24 protein-coding genes and 1 riboswitch are annotated in these 21,590 nt (G+C 38.6%); of the genes, 11 read left to right on the top strand and 13 right to left on the bottom strand.

Annotated elements, in window-relative coordinates; translation table 11 throughout:
* Positions 1 to 97 precede the first annotated feature (97 nt).
* Positions 98 to 721, bottom strand: coding sequence for a 7-carboxy-7-deazaguanine synthase QueE (locus B2W36_RS06145; RefSeq protein ID WP_293879434.1), 624 nt, complete (start codon positions 719 to 721; stop codon positions 98 to 100).
* Between the two features lie 652 nt (positions 722 to 1,373).
* Between B2W36_RS06145 and thrS the strand changes: the two genes are divergently transcribed.
* From thrS to B2W36_RS06120, 5 genes are all read left to right on the top strand, one after another.
* On the top strand, positions 1,374 to 3,299 hold the full coding sequence (gene thrS / locus B2W36_RS06140) for a threonine--tRNA ligase (protein WP_293879433.1): 1,926 nt from the start codon (positions 1,374 to 1,376) through the stop codon (positions 3,297 to 3,299).
* 11 nt (positions 3,300 to 3,310) lie between these two features.
* Complete coding sequence (gene infC / locus B2W36_RS06135; RefSeq protein ID WP_075993338.1) at positions 3,311 to 3,871, top strand: translation initiation factor IF-3; 561 nt, start codon at positions 3,311 to 3,313, stop codon at positions 3,869 to 3,871.
* A gap of 39 nt (positions 3,872 to 3,910) precedes the next feature.
* A complete protein-coding gene (gene rpmI, locus B2W36_RS06130; protein ID WP_002993964.1) occupies positions 3,911 to 4,111 on the top strand; it encodes a 50S ribosomal protein L35 in 201 nt (66 codons plus the stop codon).
* 99 nt (positions 4,112 to 4,210) lie between these two features.
* Positions 4,211 to 4,555: a 50S ribosomal protein L20 gene (gene rplT, locus B2W36_RS06125; RefSeq protein ID WP_046674462.1), complete on the top strand. Its 345-nt coding sequence runs from the start codon at positions 4,211 to 4,213 to the stop codon at positions 4,553 to 4,555.
* Between the two features lie 208 nt (positions 4,556 to 4,763).
* Positions 4,764 to 5,216 (top strand): DUF3060 domain-containing protein, encoded by a 453-nt coding sequence (locus B2W36_RS06120; RefSeq protein ID WP_293886890.1) that lies wholly within the window; start codon positions 4,764 to 4,766, stop codon positions 5,214 to 5,216.
* Between the two features lie 62 nt (positions 5,217 to 5,278).
* Here the strand turns inward: B2W36_RS06120 and rimK are convergent, their stop codons facing one another.
* The 4 genes from rimK to B2W36_RS06100 form a co-directional block, all read right to left on the bottom strand.
* Positions 5,279 to 6,214, bottom strand: coding sequence for a 30S ribosomal protein S6--L-glutamate ligase (rimK, locus tag B2W36_RS06115; protein ID WP_293879431.1), 936 nt, complete (start codon positions 6,212 to 6,214; stop codon positions 5,279 to 5,281).
* A 57-nt stretch (positions 6,215 to 6,271) separates the two neighbouring features.
* Entirely contained in the window at positions 6,272 to 6,709 is a 438-nt protein-coding gene (locus B2W36_RS06110) for an ATP-dependent zinc protease (RefSeq protein WP_209574610.1), read from the bottom strand.
* A gap of 64 nt (positions 6,710 to 6,773) precedes the next feature.
* Positions 6,774 to 7,952 (bottom strand): AIR synthase related protein, encoded by a 1,179-nt coding sequence (locus tag B2W36_RS06105; protein WP_293879429.1) that lies wholly within the window; start codon positions 7,950 to 7,952, stop codon positions 6,774 to 6,776.
* Positions 7,953 to 8,005: 53 nt separating this feature from the next.
* Positions 8,006 to 8,524: a DNA-deoxyinosine glycosylase gene (locus tag B2W36_RS06100; protein WP_293886887.1), complete on the bottom strand. Its 519-nt coding sequence runs from the start codon at positions 8,522 to 8,524 to the stop codon at positions 8,006 to 8,008.
* A gap of 61 nt (positions 8,525 to 8,585) precedes the next feature.
* Between B2W36_RS06100 and B2W36_RS06095 the strand changes: the two genes are divergently transcribed.
* From B2W36_RS06095 to mgtE, 4 genes are all read left to right on the top strand, one after another.
* A complete protein-coding gene (locus tag B2W36_RS06095) occupies positions 8,586 to 9,449 on the top strand; it encodes an SPFH domain-containing protein (protein ID WP_293879427.1) in 864 nt (287 codons plus the stop codon).
* Positions 9,450 to 9,459: 10 nt separating this feature from the next.
* Complete coding sequence (locus tag B2W36_RS06090) at positions 9,460 to 9,636, top strand: ribbon-helix-helix domain-containing protein (RefSeq protein ID WP_153848792.1); 177 nt, start codon at positions 9,460 to 9,462, stop codon at positions 9,634 to 9,636.
* 87 nt (positions 9,637 to 9,723) lie between these two features.
* Positions 9,724 to 10,434, top strand: coding sequence for a dipeptidase PepE (gene pepE / locus B2W36_RS06085; RefSeq protein ID WP_293886885.1), 711 nt, complete (start codon positions 9,724 to 9,726; stop codon positions 10,432 to 10,434).
* 169 nt (positions 10,435 to 10,603) lie between these two features.
* Positions 10,604 to 11,920 carry a magnesium transporter gene (mgtE, locus tag B2W36_RS06080; RefSeq protein WP_293879425.1) on the top strand — a complete coding sequence of 439 codons (1,317 nt, stop codon included), beginning with the start codon at positions 10,604 to 10,606 and terminating at the stop codon, positions 11,918 to 11,920.
* A 219-nt stretch (positions 11,921 to 12,139) separates the two neighbouring features.
* Here mgtE and B2W36_RS06075 read toward each other — a convergent pair whose 3' ends face one another.
* The 6 genes from B2W36_RS06075 to ubiE form a co-directional block, all read right to left on the bottom strand.
* A complete protein-coding gene (locus B2W36_RS06075; protein ID WP_293879424.1) occupies positions 12,140 to 13,378 on the bottom strand; it encodes a chloride channel protein in 1,239 nt (412 codons plus the stop codon).
* Between the two features lie 36 nt (positions 13,379 to 13,414).
* Positions 13,415 to 13,477: riboswitch (Fluoride riboswitch) on the bottom strand.
* A 6-nt stretch (positions 13,478 to 13,483) separates the two neighbouring features.
* Positions 13,484 to 13,858 carry a DUF423 domain-containing protein gene (locus B2W36_RS06070; protein ID WP_293879423.1) on the bottom strand — a complete coding sequence of 125 codons (375 nt, stop codon included), beginning with the start codon at positions 13,856 to 13,858 and terminating at the stop codon, positions 13,484 to 13,486.
* An 11-nt stretch (positions 13,859 to 13,869) separates the two neighbouring features.
* Positions 13,870 to 14,322: a GNAT family N-acetyltransferase gene (locus B2W36_RS06065; RefSeq protein ID WP_293879422.1), complete on the bottom strand. Its 453-nt coding sequence runs from the start codon at positions 14,320 to 14,322 to the stop codon at positions 13,870 to 13,872.
* A gap of 86 nt (positions 14,323 to 14,408) precedes the next feature.
* On the bottom strand, positions 14,409 to 14,858 hold the full coding sequence (locus B2W36_RS06060) for a GatB/YqeY domain-containing protein (RefSeq protein ID WP_293879421.1): 450 nt from the start codon (positions 14,856 to 14,858) through the stop codon (positions 14,409 to 14,411).
* Between the two features lie 10 nt (positions 14,859 to 14,868).
* On the bottom strand, positions 14,869 to 15,630 hold the full coding sequence (locus B2W36_RS06055) for an SDR family oxidoreductase (RefSeq protein WP_293886883.1): 762 nt from the start codon (positions 15,628 to 15,630) through the stop codon (positions 14,869 to 14,871).
* Positions 15,631 to 15,694: 64 nt separating this feature from the next.
* Complete coding sequence (gene ubiE, locus B2W36_RS06050) at positions 15,695 to 16,435, bottom strand: bifunctional demethylmenaquinone methyltransferase/2-methoxy-6-polyprenyl-1,4-benzoquinol methylase UbiE (RefSeq protein ID WP_293879420.1); 741 nt, start codon at positions 16,433 to 16,435, stop codon at positions 15,695 to 15,697.
* A gap of 383 nt (positions 16,436 to 16,818) precedes the next feature.
* Here ubiE and dnaB point away from each other — a divergent pair, with 383 nt between their 5' ends.
* Together dnaB and rlmH are read left to right on the top strand one after the other, a co-directional pair.
* Complete coding sequence (gene dnaB, locus B2W36_RS06045) at positions 16,819 to 18,429, top strand: replicative DNA helicase (RefSeq protein ID WP_370877891.1); 1,611 nt, start codon at positions 16,819 to 16,821, stop codon at positions 18,427 to 18,429.
* A 401-nt stretch (positions 18,430 to 18,830) separates the two neighbouring features.
* Positions 18,831 to 19,304: a 23S rRNA (pseudouridine(1915)-N(3))-methyltransferase RlmH gene (rlmH, locus tag B2W36_RS06040; RefSeq protein WP_293879419.1), complete on the top strand. Its 474-nt coding sequence runs from the start codon at positions 18,831 to 18,833 to the stop codon at positions 19,302 to 19,304.
* 596 nt (positions 19,305 to 19,900) lie between these two features.
* Here the strand turns inward: rlmH and B2W36_RS06035 are convergent.
* Entirely contained in the window at positions 19,901 to 21,154 is a 1,254-nt protein-coding gene (locus B2W36_RS06035; RefSeq protein ID WP_293886881.1) for a PQQ-dependent sugar dehydrogenase, read from the bottom strand.
* A 159-nt stretch (positions 21,155 to 21,313) separates the two neighbouring features.
* Positions 21,314 to 21,559 (bottom strand): hypothetical protein, encoded by a 246-nt coding sequence (locus B2W36_RS06030; protein ID WP_293879417.1) that lies wholly within the window; start codon positions 21,557 to 21,559, stop codon positions 21,314 to 21,316.
* Between the last annotated feature and the right edge of the window lie 31 nt (positions 21,560 to 21,590).

Genomic DNA, 21,590 nt, shown 5'->3' with positions numbered 1-21,590 from the left:
GATACCTATTTTAGAGAAAAAACACAACAAAAAAGGGTGTCTCGACTTTTCGGACACCCTCTTTTTTGTAACCGCTAATTGAGAAGATATCCAATTATTAGGGAATGTTTAAAAACTTATGTGTTTGTAGCGAAATATCCCATTTCGGATTTTCTTTTACGTATTCAATAATAAAAGGGGTCATTTCTTTTGATTTTGACCATTCAGGTTGAAGATATAATCTGCAGTTTGGTCCAACGAGTTGTGCGTATTCTTCTCCCCATGCGAAATCGCTTTTATTGAAAACGATCACTTTAAGTTCACCAGCAGCTTCTAATACATCTTTGCGAGGCGCTTTGAATTTCTTCGGCGATAAACATATCCAGTCCCATTCACCACTTAGAGGATACGCACCCGAGGTTTCAATAAAGGTCTTAATGCCCGCCTGATGGAGCCCTTTCGTTAGGTAATCCAAATTATAGATAAGGGGTTCTCCACCTGTAATGACAACTGTTTTCGCAGGATATTTCTTTGCGTTTTCGATGATCGAATCTGCTGTTGTAAGCGGATGTATCGAAGCATCCCAGCTTTCCTTTACATCGCACCAGTGGCAACCCACATCGCAGCCCCCCAATCGTATGAAATAAGCAGCAGTCCCGGTGTGGTAGCCCTCACCCTGAATAGTGTAAAATTCTTCCATTAAGGGCAATAGTGTTCCGTCTTCTGGTACTTGATTTGACATAGTTAAAATTTCAGTCTGCAAAAGTAGCAAATATTAATGAGATGCTCAATTTGTCAACTTGCTTTTATCGGGCTTGCTATCATTTTTTAGTCATTCCAATTAACTATTGGATTTATTTATCACATTACTTTACAATAAACTGCTTTCGGAGGTGTAGTGCTAATCTCAACAGCGTACCAAATGGATACCACTTAGTATACTAACAACGAGAAAACACTCTTTTTACAGGGGTATAACGGGGGGAATACAAGGGTATACCCCTGTTAACCCCCTGTTATACCCCTGTTAACCCCTTGTTATTACCCTGTTAATGTTTAAAGTGGTGCGAAGTAATTATTACAACTTACTCCAAGGAGTGAGTGGCTTTCCTTGGCCATTAATACCGGTGCCCAACTCGAGTGTAAAATAGAAATGAGCAAGAGAACAATTTTAATTAGGCCAAAGAGGTGTAATGTATTTAATTGATGGGCGGGAGTGAAAGGAGGGGCTGGTACGAGTACAGCGGCCCGTTCAGCACAAAGACATATTATTTATCAAAAATTTTACTAAATTTGTGACACAATTTATTTATTGAAACATAAGTGTAATAACATAATTGTACATGTTGTTTTATGTTTTCTATTTTTTAACGATTTAAAGATCATAGTTGTAAATGATTAATATTACACTACCGGATGGTTCCGTAAGAGCATATCAACAAGGGATCACTGCTGCAGAGATTGCGTTATCAATCTCAGAGGGGCTTGCAAGAAACGTCCTTGCTGCCGAAGTAAATGGTGAAGTGTGGGATTCTGCCCGTGCTATTGAAAATGACGCTACTGTCAAGTTATTGACCTGGAATGATACCAAAGGTAAATCCACTTTTTGGCATTCTTCAGCCCACTTATTGGCTGAGGCTTTGGAGGCATTATATCCTGGGATTAAATTTGGTATTGGTCCCGCGATTGAAACCGGATTTTACTACGATGTTGATTTTGGTGATCGTGAATTCTCGTCTGATGACTTTAAAGCGATCGAAGACAAGATGCTGGAGCTGGCCAAACGAAAAGAAACATTTGAACGTAAAGCTGTTTCGAAATCGGATGCATTGGCTTACTTTACTGAAAAAGGAGATGAGTATAAGCTAGATTTAATCAAAGATTTGGAAGATGGAAAGATTACTTTCTATACTCAAGGGGAATTTACAGATTTATGTCGTGGCCCTCATATTCCAAATACTGGGTTTATCAAAGCGATTAAATTGACTAATGTTGCCGGTGCTTATTGGAGAGGTGATGAGTCTCGCAAACAGTTGACACGAATTTATGGTGTTACGTTCCCGAAGGCATCGGAGCTTACAGAATATTTGAAATTTATAGAAGAGGCGAAAAAACGCGATCACCGTAAACTGGGGAAAGAGTTGGAACTTTTTGCTTTTTCTGAAAAAGTTGGCGCGGGGCTGCCTCTTTGGTTGCCTAAAGGTGCTGCATTACGTCAAAAGCTTATAGATTTTTTACAGAAGGCACAGTTGAACTCAGGGTATGAACCTGTTGTTACTCCTCATATTGGACATAAACAACTCTACGTGACTTCTGGACACTATGAGAAATATGGTGCAGACTCATTTCAACCAATAAAAACTCCTATAGAAGGTGAAGAGTTTTTGTTGAAACCCATGAATTGTCCGCATCACTGTGAGATTTATAAAGTAAAACCACGTTCTTATAAGGATTTACCTGTCCGTTTCGCTGAATTTGGTACGGTATATCGTTATGAGCAATCTGGTGAGCTTCATGGTTTAACAAGGGTTCGTGGGTTTACTCAGGATGATGCGCATTTGTTTTGCCGTCCAGATCAGGTTAAAGATGAATTTAAAAAAGTAATTGATTTAGTTCTTTATGTCTTTGGCGCGCTTGGATTCAATGATTATACTGCACAGGTATCGTTACGTGATCCTGAGAATCGCACAAAGTATATTGGTACCGACGAAAACTGGGCTTTGGCTGAGTCTGCAATTATTGAAGCCGCAGAAGAGAAAGGGTTACCAACGGTAGTGGAATATGGTGAAGCTGCTTTCTACGGCCCTAAACTAGACTTTATGGTGAAGGATGCTTTAGGACGTAAGTGGCAATTGGGAACGATACAAGTAGATTATAATTTACCTGAACGTTTTGAATTAGAGTATACTGGGAGTGACAATATGAAACATCGTCCAGTGATGATCCACCGTGCACCGTTTGGATCTTTAGAACGTTTTGTGGCTGTATTGATTGAACATTGCGCAGGGCAGTTTCCGTTATGGCTTGCGCCTGAGCAATTTATCGTCTTACCAGTGTCAGAAAAATACGAAGAATATGCGCAAAATGTTTTAAATTCGCTAAATAATTCCGATATTCGCGGACTGATAGACTTACGTGACGAGAAAGTGGGCAGAAAAATCAGAGACGCCGAAGTGAAAAAGCTTCCTTATATGTTGATTGTTGGGGAGAAAGAGGTAGAAAATGGCACAGTTTCTGTACGTAAACATGGCTCAGTGGAATTAGGAACTATGACTGCTGAGGCATTTAGAGATATATTAATTAAGGAAATAACCGTTTAATTTTTAAACATTTGGCATTAAAAAGACCAGGTGGTCCAAGACCACCAATGAGAAAGAAAGAACCAGATCACCGCATTAATGAGTTAATCAAGGTACCTGAGGTACGCTTGGTGGGAGATAATGTGGAACAAGGAGTTTTCCCTACGCGCAAAGCGTTAGAGTTGGCTGATGAGTTGGAACTTGATTTAGTGGAGATTTCGCCAAATGCTGTACCGCCGGTTTGTAAGATTATCGACTACAGTAAGTTTGTTTACGAACAGAAGAAGAAACAAAAGGAAATCAAAGCTAATGCAAAACAGACTGTTATTAAAGAAATTCGTTTCGGACCTAACTCTGGTGAGCATGATTTTGAGTTCAAATTGAAGCATGCGATTAAGTTTCTTGAAAGTGGAGAGAAAGTTCGTGCTTATGTACACTTCAAAGGTCGTGCTATTGTACACAAGGATCAAGGTGAAATCTTGTTGTTACGCTTTGCTCAGGCTTTGGAAGATTATGGAAAAGTAGAGCTTTTACCGAAATTAGAAGGTAAGCGCATGTTTTTAACAGTAGCTCCAAAGGCTCCAAAAAAATAAAAAGAATTCTAACAGATTGATATAAAATTTATAAGTATTATGCCAAAAGTTAAAACCAATTCCAGCGCAAAGAAACGTTTCAAATTGACTGGAACAGGTAAAATTGCAAGAAAAAATGCTTTCAAAAGCCACATCTTGACAAAAAAGAGCACAAAACGTAAACGTAACTTAACACAAACAAGTTATGTATCTGATGGCGATATGGGCAACGTAAAACGTATGCTTGCTATCGGTAAATAAGTTTTATTCGATTTTATTTAATAATAATTTTTTAACCGGGTACAGGGTTGTAAGTTCATTGAAATACATGGCACCTTCTACCAAACTAATTTTAAAAATATGCCACGTTCGGTTAACGCAGTAGCTTCTAGAAGAAGACGCAAAAAAATCCTAGGCCTTGCAAAAGGGTACTTTGGATCACGTAGCAAAGTTTATACTATTGCTAAAAATACAGTAGAAAAAGGTTTACAATACGCTTACCGCGATCGTAAAACCAAAAAACGCGAGTTTAGAGCTTTATGGATTCAACGTATCAACGCTGGAGCTCGTCAACACGGAATTTCTTATTCCCAATTGATCGGTAAATTAAATGCTAAAAATATTGGTTTGAACCGTAAGGTTTTAGCTGACTTAGCTTTAAATAACCCAGAAGCTTTCAAAGCAGTTGTAGACGCAGTAAAATAGAGTTTTTAATCCGCTATCAATTTGTTAGAGATATTAAAGGAGCCTTTTAGGCTCCTTTTTTGTTTTAAGGACCTAACTCAATGCTATACTTGATTTTATTTCCAATTGCCTAAGGCTACTTTTAAAAGAATTACAATAATATATTATCGCTCCTCTCCCTGTGGTATTTTAAATTAGGTTTGATTTTTGCTAATCTATAAAAAAGCAAATGATGAACTTAAGAACGATTATATTTAGATTTTCGCTTCTATTGGCCGGGAGCGTGATGATTGCAGCTATGGAGCCATCTTCCAAGGCTGTAAACAACGTTGTTGTTAATCAGCAAGCAAAAGTCATCTTGATTGAAGGCGTGAACAATAACCGTACGATAGAGGCCAAAGCAGGAGAGGTCGTGCAAATAAGTGGAGCTGACAATAAAGTGGCCATCCGTGGCAATGTGAGCAAATTGATTATTGAAGGGAAAGGGAATATGGTAACGGGGAATGATATTGCCGCAATTACGATAGAAGGCTCAGACAATATGGTTAATATTGGCTCAGTAGAGACTGTTCAAATTGAGGGGATCAAAAACCATGTTCATTACAAGTCTACAAAAAATAAATCTGGACAGGTGAAAGTGTCTACAGAAGGGGCAGACAATATGGTAATGAAAGTGAAATAGTATATAAAGGAAAATGGGCTGATACAACAAGTATTAGCCCAACGTTCCACTATTTTTTATCATTACAATTTACTTTCTCTTTTTTTCTTTTTCTTGACAACTTTAGGCATGTGAGCTTGCTTTAACTCGTATTGTCTTTCAATGTATTGTATTATTTCGGAGGCGATATCCTTTTTGGTTGCTTTCTCAATACCTTCCAAACCAGGAGATGAATTAACCTCGAGTACTAAAGGACCGCGATCTGAAGGGATCATATCCACCCCACAAACTGTAAGTCCCAATTGTGCCGCTGCAGCAACTGCTGTTTCTCTTTCGGCTTTACTTAACCGGATAATCTGAGCTGTTCCACCACGGTGTATATTAGATCTAAACTCACCTTCCTTAGCTGTGCGTTTCATTGCACCTACAACTTTGCCGTCCACCACGAATGCGCGAATATCAGAGCCCTTAGATTCTTTTATGAACTCTTGGATAAGAATATTGTTGCCAAGACCATAGAACGCTTCAATAACAGAAGACGCAGCTTTCTTAGTTTCAGCAAGTACAACACCGATACCTTGAGTTCCTTCCAATAGTTTTATGACTAAAGGTGCTCCGCCAACCATACTGATGAGATCATCTACATCGGAGGCTGTGCGTGCAAAGCCTGTAATCGGGAGTCCGATACCTGCTCCGGATAAAATTTGTAGACATCTTAATTTGTCCCGCGATCGGGTGATGGCTTGACTGGGATTGGCAGAAATAACATCCATGACCTCAAATTGTCTTACAATTGCAGATCCATAGAATGTTACTGAAGCTCCTATGCGAGGAATGATCGCGTCAATATCACTAAGATCCTGTCCTTTGTAATGGATGCTGGGTTTACCTTGCTGAATACCGACATAACACTTGCTGTGATCAATGACGACACATTCATGCCCTCTTTGTTGTGCGGCTTCTACGAGACGACGAGTTGAGTATAAACTCTTTACTGTCGATAATACGGCAATTTTCACGATTTGTATATTGAGTATATTTTGTGCTAAGATAACAAAATAGCTTGGCTATTTGTTTTATTTTACCAGGGTCTTCCTGGATAGATTTTCTTTGGAAACATCAACCAAAAATCTTTTGTATAAGAAATTTTTACCCAAAAGCATGGGATAAGTCATCTGAGATCGATTTCTAAACGAGATCTTAATGTTAAATACCTGATTGTATAATGCAGCTGTTGTGCGGATATAGAAGCGCTTTTCTTCTTGACCGAATGAACTTTTTACAAGTTTTGTTCTATAGAGTTTTAACTTGAGCGTTTTTGTTTCTTTTGTCTCAAAATTTATGATAAGTTCGCAGATAATCCAGTCCTGACCATCTTCCTTAACCACCTTGTACGAGTTGCAGTGTAGTACCGATGAAGCAGCGCCGGTATCGACTTTTGCTTCTATACCATATATTCCCAATTCAGGTAAATCAAGGGTCTCTTTCCAGCCCACAAGAAGTTTTTCTTTCATTTATACCAAATTGAAAAATATAGCCCTGTCCCATGTATAAGCAGGGGACAGGGATAAAAATCTTTTATTCGTAGATAAATTCTCCGTAAGGAGAGGTTATAGTAACTTTTTTAGCAGTAGATTCTTCCACGCGACCTATGATTTGAGCCGGAATGCCAAATGATTCTGAAATAGCAATGATATCCGATGCAATCGATTCAGGTACATATAATTCCATACGATGTCCCATATTGAATACTTTGTACATTTCTTTCCAGTCTGTATTGGATTCTTTCTGTATTAATTCAAAAAGAGGTGGGATCGGGAAAAGATTATCTTTGATGACGTGCACATTATCCACAAAGTGTAAGACCTTTGTTTGCGCTCCACCAGAGCAATGCACCATCCCGTCAATTTGAGAACGATACTTGTCTAGTATTTGTTTGATAACAGGCGCATAAGTACGCGTCGCTGAAAGAACAAGCTTACCCGCAGTTATTTTTTCTCCGGTTTCAACTTCGATTTCATTTGTAAGATCTTGGCTTCCCGCGAAAACTAGTTCGTAAGGAACAGCTGGATCATATGCTTCAGGATATTTTTCAGCTACTTTTTTGTTAAATACATCATGACGTGCAGAAGTTAGTCCATTGGAACCCATTCCGCCATTGTAGGTCTGTTCATAAGTCGCTTTTCCATTGGACGCTAATCCAACAATGACGTTGCCGCCTTTGATACGATGATTTGAAATAACATCTTCACGTTTCATCCGACAGGTTACAGTACTATCCACAATGATGGTGCGAACCAGGTCACCAACATCAGCCGTTTCACCACCAGTAGAATAGATGCCGATTCCCAATTCGCGAAGCTCAGAAAGGATTTCTTCTGTACCATTGATAATTTCCGCAATCACTTCTCCAGGAATGAGGTTTTTATTTCTGCCAATCGTGGAGGAGAGAAGAATATTGTCAACAGCCCCGACACAGAGGAGGTCATCAATATTCATGATGATAGCATCTTGCGCAATACCTTTCCAAACAGAAATATCACCGGTTTCTTTCCAGTATACATATGCCAATGAAGATTTGGTGCCAGCCCCATCAGCATGCATTATATTGCACCATTCTGGATCTCCACCCAAAATATCTGGAATTATTTTGCAAAATGCTTTGGGAAACAGTCCCTTATCTATGTTTTTTATCGCATTGTGCACATCCTCTTTCCCTGCGGATACGCCGCGTTGATTGTATTTTAAATCTGACATCTTACGGCAAAAATAAGCAATAGGACTGAATTAATGAATCTAATTCGTGTAATTTAATCACTTATTATTATACGCCAGTGTTCAATCAAATTTTCGAGATTGCTTTTTGCATTAGCTGGACTTGTGCTTGGTAAACAGCTATAAATAATGCCTGCCTTTTTTTCGAAATGCTTCAGATACAAACTGTATGCTTTTTGTCCATTAAAGATAATATGTTTGATTGAAGTGTGGGTTTCTAGCAGCTCTGCGATCGGATTGGGGCGTTCATTTTGTATGGCTAAATCCATGCTTCCAGGACGAGAGGCTTCAGCACAAACATCCCAAAGACCAATATTGTTTCTAAGTAAGATACCTATCCGGTCGGTATAATTTATTAGCTCCGGTGCATTGAACAGATATTTGATGACTTTCCAAAATCGATTTTGGGGATGCGCATAATATTCATTTTCCACAAGCGATTTATCTCCGGGTAACGAGCCAAGGATGAGGATCTGGGTAGTCGAACTTACTATAGGCTGAAAGGATCTTTTGAGCATAACCAAAAATAGTAATTTTAAAATTTCATTTGACATATGAAAAAAATAATAGTATATTTATGATATTAAAATGATATCAAATATATATTAAAAAATTATGGAAAAACTTATTAAACCTATGTCAGGCTATTTAGCTTTATTGATTGCTGTTTTCTCTTTTGTCGCAGCAATATTTTCATTTGCTAACGTAGAAGAAAGCTCACTGTATGTCGTATTGGGAGTAGTGTTGATGATCGCTACTTTTTTTATTCTGAAAGGATTAATGATCATTAATCCAAATCATTCCCGTGTATTAAATTTCTTCGGAAAATATGTTGGTACAGTAAAAGAGAATGGTCTTTTCTTTGTCAATCCCCTGTATTCGACTATACGGATAAGTCTTCGTTCAGATAATTTGCAGGGCCAGACACTGAAAGTAAATGACAAGATGGGAAATCCTATAGAGATTGGGGCCGTGATTGTTTGGCAAGTAGGAGACACCTATAAAGCCGCCTATGATGTAAGTAATTACACCTCCTATGTGCGTACACAGAGTGAAGCAGCCGTAAGACATTTGGCTGGCAGTTTCCCGTATGATAATCTTGAGGATGAAGGTGCTGAAATTACTTTACGAGAGGGTGGAGATACCGTAAACCATATTCTTGAACAAGAATTGTCGGATCGTTTGGCACCAGCTGGGGTTATTATTAAGGAGGCAAGAATAAGTCATTTGGCTTATGCTTCTGAAATAGCCGGCGCAATGCTTCAAAGGCAACAAGCAGCAGCTATTGTGGCAGCAAGGGCAAAAATTGTGGATGGAGCTGTTGGGATGGTCGAGATGGCCTTAAATAAGTTGTCAGAAAAGGATATCGTAGTGCTAGATAATGAGAAAAAAGCGGCGATGGTCAGCAATTTAATGGTGGTACTCTGTGGAGAGAAAGCAGCGACACCAATTGTGAATACAGGTACGTTGTACCAATAAACGAAATAGAATGGCGGATAAGAAAAACTTTATGCTGCGCTTAGACGATCAAATGTACAAAGCATTAGAAAAATGGGCGGCGGATGAGTTTAGAAGTGTGAATGGGCAGATAGAATATCTTTTACATAAAGCGCTACAAGAAAATAAAAGATTGGGTGCAGAAAAAAAGACTGCTGATAAGAAATAGGATACAATAAGCAACGAAAACTGTACCTTTGGCTTCGCATTTGACAAAGCTAAAGGTACTTTTTGTTTAATGTTTTAACGAAAGAAGATGAAAATTAATCCAGCATATAAGTTATTGGTCGTAAGCACAAGTACAATTTATGGTAGTAAGTTTTTAGAATATATTAAGCACGACTTTGTCGAATTTATTCAGTCAGACGAATTATTGTTTATCCCTTTTGCGAGACCTTCGGGCATCTCATTTGATGCCTATACGGCTAAAGTTCAAGAAGCCTTAACAGATAGGGGGGTAACCGTCTCGGGATTGCACCAGTTCGCGAATATGAAGAAAGCAATTCAAGATGCAAAGGCTATTTTTATTGGCGGCGGGAATACATTTTTACTATTAAAAACCCTTTATGAACTGGATATAGTCCAGCAATTGCGTGTAAAAGTAGCAAAGGGAATTCCATATGTTGGCACATCAGCGGGTTCCAATTTAACAGGGCTGACTATTGGAACTACAAATGACATGCCTATTGTTTATCCGCCCAGCTTTGATGCGCTTGGTTTTTTACCATTTAATATCAATCCACATTATTTGGATCCAGATCCAAAGTCCACACATCGAGGGGAAACGAGAGAAACGCGAATTAAGGAATTTCATCAGCTGAATACGCAGCCCGTCATTGGTTTACGTGAAGGTAGCTGGTTGCATGTAAATAATGGAAAAATACAGCTGCAAGGTGATTTGGCTGCGTTGCTTTTTAGGCCTGGCCTAGAGCCAGTGGAGTTGGCGCCTGGATTAATTAATTTTTAAGCTATTGTAAAATCTATAGCGCTATTAAACCAAATACATCCGTCCACGCAGTATTAGGGGATTTAAGGCTTTATTAGCCCCAATTATCCTTAGAAAAAATAGTATTTCTATTTGTTGGAAATAATACAAAATAAGCTACTTTTGCCCTAAATCCATTAATTATCTTCCAATGGAACAAAATTCAGCATTACACCCAGCCGATATCGCGGAAGAAATCTCGCGTTTAAGCAAAGGCGAACAACATCAGCAATTTATAAATTATCCTTTGGAGGATAGGTTGGAAATCTTTTGTTTTCTTGAATTGGATGTTCAATACACATTGATCAAATCAATGACGGAACATGAACTCTCCGAATTGCTGAATAATTTAAAACCAGATACCCGTAATGACCTATTGTCGGAACTGCCTGATGATTTAATTAAATACCTGATCAATCTTTTAAATGAGCGAGAAAAGCAAATGGCCTTAGAGCTGATTGGTTATAAGGAGGATAGTATCGCCCGTCTAATGACGCCAATGTATGTGCAAGTTCGCCCTTATTATACAGTTGACGACGTCTTTCGACATATTAAGGTGTTTGGAAAAAAGGCTGAAACGCTCAATTTTATTTATGTTGTTGATGAGAAAAACGTGTTGATCGATGATTTGAAAATTGGTCAATTACTGCTATCAGATTCTTCGACAAAGATTTCTGATTTAATTGACTATAATTTTGCAGCGATTAAAGCTTCAACACCAATGGAGGAAGCTTTCGAGATTTTTCAAAAATATGACCGAAGCGCTTTGCCTATCATCACAGAAGCTGGCGTATTAGTCGGAATTGTCACATTCGATGATGTGCTAGACCGAATTGAAGATCGAGACACAGAAGATATACAGCGATTTGGAGGAATGGAAGAACTAGATCTGGCGTATACCAAAACCCCTTTATTACAATTGATTCAAAAAAGAGCCGGCTGGTTGATCATCTTATTTTTTAGTGAGATGCTTACAGCCTCAGCAATGGGTTTTTTTGAAGGGGAATTGGAAAAGGCCGTTGTGCTAGCGCTATTTGTTCCCTTAATTATATCCAGTGGTGGTAATTCCGGATCGCAGGCCGCATCGTTAATTATCCGTGCAATGGCGCTAGGAGAATTAAAGCTTAAGGATTGGTGGTACGTGATGAAGCGCGAAGTCTCGTCAGGTTTGATTCTAGGGGGGATATTGGGGACGATCGGTTTTCTACGGATATTGGCCTGGCATTTTCTAGGTCTGTATGATTATGGTCCCTATTGGATTGCCATTGGTTTTACGGTAGCAGTTTCCCTATTGTTTATCGTTCTATGGGGAACGCTGTCAGGTTCGTTTATTCCATTTATTTTACGTCGGTTCGGATTGGACCCTGCTACAGCGTCGGCACCATTTGTTGCTACCCTGGTGGACGTTTCGGGATTGATCATATATTTTACTGTCGCTGCTTTCTTTTTGCAGGGAAAGTTATTATAGCTCGATGCTAAAGTCAACCATGAAGAGCCTAAATCATACCGCTTACTTTAGGCTCTTTTTACCGAATAATTTCTTTTTCTGTTAGTGAACTTCCTCCACTAAACCATTTATTTATGCCTGCTTTAAAAAGGGCGTTTGTTGAAAGATGCGTTTGTAGTTAAGGCGGTTGCTATTGACTATCGTTATTAAATGTATAGCGCTCGAAAGCACAGATCCTGTTTATAAATTGAGTCTTCGGTAGATTCTTTCCTTTAAACCGCCTTTTTGCGCAATATAAATTCCTTTTTTTCCTGAAAATATAAAAGCGACTATACATGCTATTGCTATAAATGAAATAGGTTGAATCCCAAATAGTTCATAGCCCATGACAATACAGGCGAGGGGCGTATTTGTAGCACCTGAAAATACAGCAACGAATCCCATCGCAGCCAAGAGGGCGACTGGAAGCGGAATAATCATGCTTAATGCGCTTCCTAAAGTTGCTCCGATAAAGAAAAGTGGCGTGACTTCTCCACCTTTAAAGCCAGCAGAAAGGGTGAAAGTTGTTAAAAGCAATTTGATGATAAAATCATAATAGTTCGACTGATTTACAAATGCATTCTGAATTGTTGGAATACCAAGTCCAATATAGCTGTTGATGTGAAATAAAGTAATAATGATTACCAAAATAATACCACCTAACGCCGGTTTAAGCAGCGTGGATTTAATCCGTTTGAATTGCAGACTAAAGAAGTCACCACTCCATCTAAAAAGCCATGCAGTAATACCAAATAGGATGCCTGCGATAAGGCTAAATCCAATATTGGTCAAGGATAGTGCGGGAATAGCCCCATGAATTGGATAATGAGTGTGTGGGATATTCCACAATTGACAGCTGAAATTCGCTAAATAAGCGGTGAATAAACAGGGAAGAATACCAAAATGCCTTTTTTTTCCAATAAGTAAAACTTCCAGTCCAAATATCGTTCCGGCAAGGGGAGTGCCAAAGACAGCCGCAAAGCCAGCGGTGATTCCGATAGATATCAATATACGGCGTTCAGTTTTATCGAAGTCAAACCAGCGATTGAGCTGATCGGAAATCGCTCCTCCAATCTGTACAGCTGTTCCTTCACGGCCTGCCGAGCCGCCAAACAAGTGAGTCAACAAAGTGCCGAATAAAACTAAAGGGGCCATAATAAGGGGGATGCGGCGCTGAGGATGAAGGTATTCTTCAATGAGCAGGTTATTCCCTTTGCTTGATGTATTACCCCAATACGTATAGGATAACGCGATAACTAGTCCCGCTAAAGGAAGGCCATAAATTATCAAAGGATGAGCTTCTCGGTAATGCGTTACCCAATTGAGGGAAAAGAGAAAAAACGCACAAATAGATCCTACGATACAACCTATCACACTACAGGAGATAAGCCATTTAAGAAAAAAATGAAGATTGCTTTGATTTAAATGTATTATAGCCATCACTCTACACTTTATATAAAATTGTCTTTTTATATTAAAATAGTAGACGTCATCAGCTTCTTAAGGCGGTTCAGGGCAGACATCATTGCCATATGTAATTCAAATTTACAAAAAGCGAATGATAATAACAACCCAACCAGCGATCATAAGCAATCCGCCAAGTGGCGTAATCGGACCAAGAAACTTAAGATTCTTCCTCCAATACTCGGCGAACGATAAAAAATAGATACTTCCGGAAAATAAGATAGTTCCCAAAGTGAAGAGATAAAATGCAACTCTTTCAGATTGATATTCAAAGGAAAGATTAAATCCCAAAGCCAATAGGGTTAGCGCAGTATACATTTGATAGCGAACGCCTACTTCAAACGACTCGATCTTCTCAGCTGATAAGATTTTTTTGAATGCATGGGCTCCAAAAGCACCGAGGATAATAGCAATACCACCAAGTAGGGCGGCTGTGATAATAACAAAATTTTGCATGCCTAAATTCACTAAATTGAGGGTTTGATCATATCAATATGTAGAATTCCATAATCGGGGTAGGGGTCGGAAATTTGTTTAAATCCTAGCTTTTCGTAAAAAGATTTTAAATGAAATTGCGCACCTATCTGTATCTCGCCTGCACCAAACTCTTCGTAGAGAATGGTAATCGACTGATTCATTAATTGTTGACTTAGTCCTGTTCCACGAGCCTGCTCTGCGACAATGACCCGTCCAATGGACGCTTGTGGGTAGGAAAGCCCGGGGGGAACCAATCTGGTGTATGCCATAATTTGATCATTTTGCTCCGTCCAAAGATGAAGACAAGCGAAATCTTTATCGTCCAATTCAGGGTATAAGCATTTTTGCTCCAAAACAAAAACATCCATTCGAAGCTTTAAGATGCGATACAATTCTTTCGTATTGAGTTGGTCAAATTTCTTGAGATTCCATTGAAAATCCATAATTGAAATAAAAAAAGAGTCAAATTAAATCGATATATCAGGGAAGACATACCCGATTTAATTTGACACTAGTGATTTGAAAACTTTTATGCGAGAAGACTTTTAACGACTTCAGAGATTGTTTTGCCATCAGCTTGTCCTGCAAGCTTTTGATTTGTTGCTGCCATTACTTTACCCATATCTTTAATGGAAGAAGCCCCTGTTTCAGCGATAATTGCTTTGACGACGGTCTCAACTTCTTCTTTACTTAATTGTTTGGGTAGGTAAGTCTCAATTACTTTTTCTTCCTCGACTTCAATTTCATACAGATCTTCACGGTTTTGCGTCTTATAAATTTCAGCAGATTCGCGACGTTGTTTGACAAGTTTTTGTAACACTTTAATCTCCGCCTCCTGGCTAAGATCTTCTGCATGACCTTTTTCTGTTTTCGCTAAGAGAATTGCTGCTTTAATTGCTCGTAAACCACGTAATTTTGCCGTGTCTTTTGCGATCATTGCTGCCTTAATGTCTTGATTTATTTGTATTTCTAATGACATGATATTTAATTTATTTTCGATTGACAATGGTGCCCGTAGCTTGTGCAGTAGGCATTATTAATAGATCGTTGATATTGACATGCACAGGTCTAGTAATGACAAAAAGGATGGTTTCGGCAATGTCTTTTCCTGTTAGGGGTTGCACACCATTATACACATTTTTAGCTTTTTCGCGATCTCCGTGGAAACGAACTTCTGAAAACTCCGTCTCGACCATTCCAGGGTCGATGGACGTTACTTTAATTCCTTGAGGCAGCAAGTCAATGCGCATGGCTTTGGTCAACGCATCAACAGCATGTTTAGTGGCGCAGTATACATTTCCATTCGGATAAACTTCTTTTCCTGCAATAGATCCCAAATTGACAATATGAGCACCGTTTCCAGCATCCATAAGTGGTATTACAGATTTACTCACATAGAGTAAGCCTTTTATATTCGTATCAATCATTCTATCCCAATCTCCGATATCTCCATTTTGAATCGGATCCAATCCTTGGCTCAAACCCGCATTGTTGATTAGAATATTTATATTTTTCCACGCTGAAGGTAGACCATCAATTTGATGGGCAACCTGCTCTGCATCTCGAACATCAAGTTCAAAAATATGGATTTGAATTGTCGGGTAGGCAGCAAGAAGAGTATCTTTTAATTTTTCTAAACGATTTAGCCTACGGGCGCAGAGTAAAAGATTGTAGCCCTCTTTCGCTAGTAGCTCAGCGCAGGCCTGACCGATTCCAGAACTTGCTCCTGTGATAAAAACTGTTTTAGTCATATATTCTCACTCTTTGATAATAAAATGTAATTAGATCAACTCAAACAATAGTAGCAGCATTGCGCTATTTTGTAGCAATGTAAATCGTACAGATACCGAATGTTTGCGGTCTAACAATAGTTTCATTGAAACCTGCCTTTTTGTTGATAGCAACGAATTTTTGTCCATCCGGAAATTGAGCAACAGATTCTGGTAGGTATTCATACGCGCTGGAATCTTTTGAAAAAAATTTTCCAATGGTCGGCGTGATAAACTTGAAATAAAAATTGTAGAGTTGCTTAATGGGGAATTTTTTAGGATTTGAAAATTCTAAAATGACAGCCTTTCCACCTGGTTTTAATACGCGGTAAATATCTGACAGCCCCTTTTCTAAATTTTCAAAGTTTCGGACTCCGAAAGCTACTGTGACAGCGTCGAACGTGTTATCTTCAAACTGAAGCCTCTCAGAATCACCCAGTGCAACTTCAAATTGATTGCCCAAGCCCTTACTGGTTATCTTCTTCTTAGCCACCTCAAGCATTCCTTGGGATATATCAACTCCGATAATCTTTTTTGGATTCAAGATTTTAATTGATTCCAATGCAAAATCACCGGTTCCTGTCGCTACATCCAACATCAGTTGCGGTTTTATGGATTTCAAAGCGTTGATGGCTTTTTTGCGCCAGATAATGTCGATTCCCAAAGACAGAAAATGGTTTAAGAAATCATAGGAATGGGAAATGTTATCAAACATATCTGCTACCTGTTTTTTCTTCCCATCCTTGGTGTCTTTATAGGGTTTTAATGTTGAGGAGTCGTGCGTCATTTTACAAAGATACGATATATGAATATTTTTTAGTGCTTAAAAAGGGATTTGTTTTATGCAAAAGTGAGTTTGTTTCGATGATAGTGGCAGCTATTGATTTATTCAGTATCATTTTGCTTATTCACAATAACTTAAGTTATTAACATTTATTAATGTACTGGTTTTTAGTGTTATTTTTTTGTTTTCAACATTTTTTCAACAGTACATGTTGAAAACTGTCGGTATAAAACTGTGTTCTTCAAAGCTTTTTGAGGTTTAGATGCTGTTCTTTAAATTTTGCTGTGTGTAACTATGCATGGTGGTGAATTTTATTTTTTATACATTTGTTATCCTATCTAGAATTTGTAAGGATAGCAAAGCTATATTTCTGATATAATATCATGATGAACGACAGTAATTTTGAAGCGAATAATACGGATAATAACAAACGGGGAAGTTATGGTGAGCGCCGTACCAAATTAAATAATTTGGTGAGCGGTTTGGGCAAACTTCCGCCGCAGGCAGTAGATTTAGAGGAGGCTGTTTTGGGTGCTTTAATGCTTGAAAAGAATGCGCTGAGTGAGATTATCGATATTCTGAAACCGGAATCGTTCTATAAGGAATCACATCAAAAGATCTTTGAAGCGATTTTTGGTCTTTTTCAAAAAACTTCCCCAATTGATATTTTAACCGTTACTTCTGAACTTAGACGGATGGGCGCCCTTGAGATGGTCGGTGGTGCTTATTACATTACACAGTTGACGGATCGAGTCGTATCGGCTGCTAATATTGAATATCACGCACGTATCATTTCTCAAAAATATATTCAACGCGAACTTATTAAAGTTTCGACCGAAATTATTAATAGTTCATATGATGAGACCTCAGATATTTTCGATCTTTTAGATCATGCTGAGAAAAGCTTATTTGATATCGCGCAGAATAATCTACGACGAGATTCGAGAAAGATGGATGATATTATGCGTGAAGCGATTTCAAATCTTGAAATGCTTCGAGATCGTACTGATGGTCTGACGGGTGTACCTTCAGGCCTAACTGCATTGGATCGAATGACCTCAGGGTGGCAACCTTCTGATCTTGTAATTATTGCGGCACGTCCAGCCATGGGAAAGACGGCATTCGTACTTTCCGTTGCACGTAACGCCGCTGTGGAGCACGGCAAAGCAGTTGCTGTATTCTCGTTGGAGATGTCATCGGTTCAGCTAGTCAATCGTCTTATCGCCGGTGAAACCGAAATTGAGCAAGAAAAATTGAAAAAAGGAAATCTAGCTGATCATGAATGGCAACAATTACATTCGCGAATCGGACGGTTGACTGATGCGCCTATTATTATTGATGATACTCCGGCATTGAATGTGTTTGAATTTAGAGCAAAATGTAGGCGTCTAAAAGCACAATACGACATTCAAATGGTGATTGTCGATTACTTGCAGTTGATGCACGGAAAAGCTGAAGGTAAAGGTGGTGGTAACCGTGAACAAGAGATTGGTAGTATTTCTCGTGCGTTGAAGTCTGTTGCAAAAGAATTAAATATTCCTGTGCTTGCATTGTCGCAATTGAGTCGTGCGGTGGAATCAAGGCCAGGTAATAGCAAACGTCCTATGTTATCCGATTTAAGGGAGTCTGGATCTATTGAGCAGGATGCGGATATGGTACTTTTCTTATATAGACCAGAATATTACGGCTTAACAGAAGATGAAGAAGGGCGTCCTACCGCTGGTGTCGGCGAAGTTATTATCGCCAAGCATCGTAATGGTGAGACCGGAATTGTTCCACTTCGTTTTGTCGGTAAATTTGTAAAGTTTGTGGATTTAGAAGATGAGTTTTCTGGTATGGGTGGGGGCGATGGATTCGGTGATGCACCTGCTACATTTTCTGCTTCGGCATTGAACCCATCACCAAACTTTGCTGATGATTTTAGTGCTGGAGGTTTCAGTGGCGGTATTACCATGCCATCTCGAATGAATGATATGCCCGATGATGCACCATTTTAGTGATTAATTTTACATATGTATTCCTAATAATAAAAAACCGAATGATTTAAATTCGGTTTTTTCGTTTAAAACGGTCATGCGCCTTATACTGCTTATGTGGGGGGAGGCTTGTTATCGAGGTAGGGTATGAGTATCCGTCAATTGTCTGTATATGCTGTGGTTTATTTGATACACTTGTTAAATGCAGAATAGATGAAAAGTGAATGAAGATAGGAACAATCGGAGTGAACAATTCTTGCCTTTTTGATTGGCTTTATTTTAAATAAATTAGAACTTTACTTAATTTGTACACATACCCAATTTATTAAGATTTTAGGGCTTGGCTAAATGTTGTGATCCGATTTAAAAGTGTCGGAAACAAGACAAGCGCTATTTTATTGCAACACTTATAAAATGTCTAGATGAAGATAACATTACTTTGCATAGGTAAGACGGATGAAAAATACCTGCTTGAGGGAATTGAAAAATACACTAAGCGATTAAAGTTTTATGTCAACTTTAGTATTGTTGTTCTTCCCGATATCAAAAATGTTAAGAGTCTTTCTGCTGAACAGCAGAAAGACAAGGAAGCCCTTTTGATTTTAAAGCAACTGCAGCCCCAGGATTTTGTTGCTCTGTTGGATGAACATGGAAAAGAATTTAGGTCCTTAGAGTTTTCTGCTTATCTGGAGAAGATGATGATACAAAGTGTCCAACATCTGGTGTTTGTCATTGGAGGGCCTTATGGTTTCGATCAAAAAATTTATGATCGAGCGAAGTCAAAAATCTCGCTATCCAAAATGACATTTTCCCACCAAATGATAAGATTGTTTTTTACAGAGCAGCTATATCGAGCTTTTTCCATCATGAAGGGCGAGCCTTATCATCACGAATAATATGGAAAAAAGTTGTTAACTTCATCATGAATAAAAACAAGCTTATGAATTTGCCAAATAAACGAGATTATCACTATAAAAGTGACGAAGGAGAGAAAAATAGCCAATTGAATAAATACATTATGATTGCTTGTATCGTTATAGTAATCATATTGGCATTTTTTTTCGCATAGGTTGATACCTCGCCATACGGATGTTAGTAAAAGAAATAAATCTCTTACTTAATATCCGTATGGAGGATATCAGCAGATGATTTTAATAAAATTTAATTGAAGTATTTAAGCTAGAACGCTTAAATTTTTGGAGAAGGTTGGCAGGTTTTGCGCGTTCTTTTTGGGGTAGTGTTGTTTACGAATCCCCAATTAGTCATGTAGAACGACAAGGGATTGATCTCTAATAATTTTTTCATTTTTTCTTTTTTAACCATATAATAATTTATTGATACACTATGTATAATATCAATAATCGAGCCAAATTCTATTATTTGCCATTTTTGGCTAAATAACTACCTCTCTACTGCGGCTATTTGTGAATATAATTCAAGTCTAATTGAAAAAAGCAGCCCCGTGGGAAAGGGCTGCTTTAGATTAGTGCATTTATTTTTTATCAATTTTATATAATTTTCCGAGGTCTGTTATAGCATACAAAGCACCATCTTTACCCTGTGTAATATCTCTAAATCGCTGTCCTTCATTACCTAATAGACGCTCTTCCCCAACCACCTTGTTATCCTTTAGTATAATTCTAGCAATATGCATGCTGCTTAGTCCGCAAATGAAGAGATTATTCTTCCATTCTGGAATGTTTTGCCCAGTATAGAAAGTAATTCCACTCGGAGAGAGGACAGGATCCCAGTAATAAACGGGTTGTTCTAATCCATCTTTTTGCTGTATACCCTCACCAACTTTATCCCCTTTATATTCTATGCCATACGTAATCGTTGGCCAGCCATAATTCTTACCAGATTCAATTCTATTCAATTCATCACCTCCACGTGGGCCAAATTCCGTTTCCCAAAGATCGCCAGTTTCTGGATGTAAGGCGAGTCCCTGAGGATTGCGATGCCCATAGCTGAGAATTTCAGGACGTGCATTCGATTTGCCCAAAAATGGGTTCCCTTGGGCAGGTTTTCCATCGGTGGTAATACGTAAAATCTTTCCTAATGCTGCATTTAAATCTTGCGCCAGAGGTCTTGTAACCAAATCAGACCTCTCGCCTGTGCTGACAATAATATTTCCATGTTTGTCAAATATAATGCGTCCGCCATAATGCAAGTTGCCTTTGTGAGCAGGAGTGGCTTGATAGATCACCTTAGCACCTTCTATGGATTTTTCGTCGGCCGATAGTTTTCCCTTTGCAACAGCAGTTAATGTTCCGGCGGCTGTATTATCGGAAAAAACCCAATATACCATACGGTTTGACTCGAAATTTGGATCAAGTCGTACCCCCAAAAGTCCTCCTTGCCCACTGCTATTGACCTGAGGTAAACCCTTGATTGGTTCACTTAATTTCCCTTCTGCTGTTACAATTCGGAAATCGCCCTCTTTCTCTGATATCAATAATCGGCCATCAGGCATTGCGGTGATGCCCCAAGGTGATTTTAATCCCTCTGCAATCACTTTACCGTCATAAGGTGTGGTGGTTTTTGCACCCTGAATTCTAGTTTGTCCTGCAAATGCCGGTTTATAATTTGTGTTTCCCTTTTGAGTTTCTACAGCAGGATAGCTTGTTGTATCCATCGGAGCATTCGCACTACTATCCGAACCTGAGGTCGAATTGGCAGGGCTTGAATGGCATGCCGTCAATCCTAATGATACTGTTAAAAGGCTTATAGTCAATTTGGTTTTCATTATTTGTAAGTTGTTTTGGTTTGATTATCGATTTGAAGATATTAAAAATTAACGAAATATTATTTTACGGGAATGTAATATTATAAATAGGATTACAGCCTATCCCAATGAAGACGGATAGATCGATCCTTTAACAGATGATTACAACTCGTCAAGACACTATTTTCCCGAAAGGCAACTGTTTACAATCTGCTGTAGTTCACTATCCTTGTTGACGTAATAGTCACTAATATCCAGAATCGTATTGGTGTTTAAATTATACGTACATACAGGAAGGTAGTTGGGTTCTGCAGAGGTTTCCAACGTTTTAAAATACTCCGCACTTTCCTGAATACTTGAAAACTCTTTAGATTCGCAATGCTGTGTTTCCTGATTATATGCAATGGTTATAAAGTTCTTTTTCATATTATCCACCTTTTAACAGAATAACGAAAAT

Source organism: Sphingobacterium sp. UBA3549, assembly GCF_002376635.1.
Taxonomy (GTDB): Bacteria; Bacteroidota; Bacteroidia; order Sphingobacteriales; family Sphingobacteriaceae; genus Sphingobacterium.
Note: the sequence above shows the minus strand (reverse complement) of the source record. Positions and strands in the feature narration are given on the sequence as shown.

Coding starts and splice junctions, on each gene's coding strand:
- B2W36_RS06145 (WP_293879434.1), bottom strand. CDS start 721: ATGTCAAATCAAGTACCAGAAGACGGAACACTATTGCCCTTAATGGAA.
- thrS (WP_293879433.1), top strand. CDS start 1,374: ATGATTAATATTACACTACCGGATGGTTCCGTAAGAGCATATCAACAA.
- rpmI (WP_002993964.1), top strand. CDS start 3,911: ATGCCAAAAGTTAAAACCAATTCCAGCGCAAAGAAACGTTTCAAATTG.
- rplT (WP_046674462.1), top strand. CDS start 4,211: ATGCCACGTTCGGTTAACGCAGTAGCTTCTAGAAGAAGACGCAAAAAA.
- B2W36_RS06120 (WP_293886890.1), top strand. CDS start 4,764: ATGATGAACTTAAGAACGATTATATTTAGATTTTCGCTTCTATTGGCC.
- B2W36_RS06110 (WP_209574610.1), bottom strand. CDS start 6,709: ATGAAAGAAAAACTTCTTGTGGGCTGGAAAGAGACCCTTGATTTACCT.
- B2W36_RS06105 (WP_293879429.1), bottom strand. CDS start 7,952: ATGTCAGATTTAAAATACAATCAACGCGGCGTATCCGCAGGGAAAGAG.
- B2W36_RS06100 (WP_293886887.1), bottom strand. CDS start 8,524: ATGTCAAATGAAATTTTAAAATTACTATTTTTGGTTATGCTCAAAAGA.
- B2W36_RS06095 (WP_293879427.1), top strand. CDS start 8,586: ATGGAAAAACTTATTAAACCTATGTCAGGCTATTTAGCTTTATTGATT.
- B2W36_RS06090 (WP_153848792.1), top strand. CDS start 9,460: ATGGCGGATAAGAAAAACTTTATGCTGCGCTTAGACGATCAAATGTAC.
- pepE (WP_293886885.1), top strand. CDS start 9,724: ATGAAAATTAATCCAGCATATAAGTTATTGGTCGTAAGCACAAGTACA.
- mgtE (WP_293879425.1), top strand. CDS start 10,604: ATGGAACAAAATTCAGCATTACACCCAGCCGATATCGCGGAAGAAATC.
- B2W36_RS06075 (WP_293879424.1), bottom strand. CDS start 13,378: ATGGCTATAATACATTTAAATCAAAGCAATCTTCATTTTTTTCTTAAA.
- B2W36_RS06070 (WP_293879423.1), bottom strand. CDS start 13,858: ATGCAAAATTTTGTTATTATCACAGCCGCCCTACTTGGTGGTATTGCT.
- B2W36_RS06065 (WP_293879422.1), bottom strand. CDS start 14,322: ATGGATTTTCAATGGAATCTCAAGAAATTTGACCAACTCAATACGAAA.
- B2W36_RS06060 (WP_293879421.1), bottom strand. CDS start 14,858: ATGTCATTAGAAATACAAATAAATCAAGACATTAAGGCAGCAATGATC.
- B2W36_RS06055 (WP_293886883.1), bottom strand. CDS start 15,630: ATGACTAAAACAGTTTTTATCACAGGAGCAAGTTCTGGAATCGGTCAG.
- ubiE (WP_293879420.1), bottom strand. CDS start 16,435: ATGACGCACGACTCCTCAACATTAAAACCCTATAAAGACACCAAGGAT.
- dnaB (WP_370877891.1), top strand. CDS start 16,819: ATGAACGACAGTAATTTTGAAGCGAATAATACGGATAATAACAAACGG.
- rlmH (WP_293879419.1), top strand. CDS start 18,831: ATGAAGATAACATTACTTTGCATAGGTAAGACGGATGAAAAATACCTG.
- B2W36_RS06035 (WP_293886881.1), bottom strand. CDS start 21,154: ATGAAAACCAAATTGACTATAAGCCTTTTAACAGTATCATTAGGATTG.
- B2W36_RS06030 (WP_293879417.1), bottom strand. CDS start 21,559: ATGAAAAAGAACTTTATAACCATTGCATATAATCAGGAAACACAGCAT.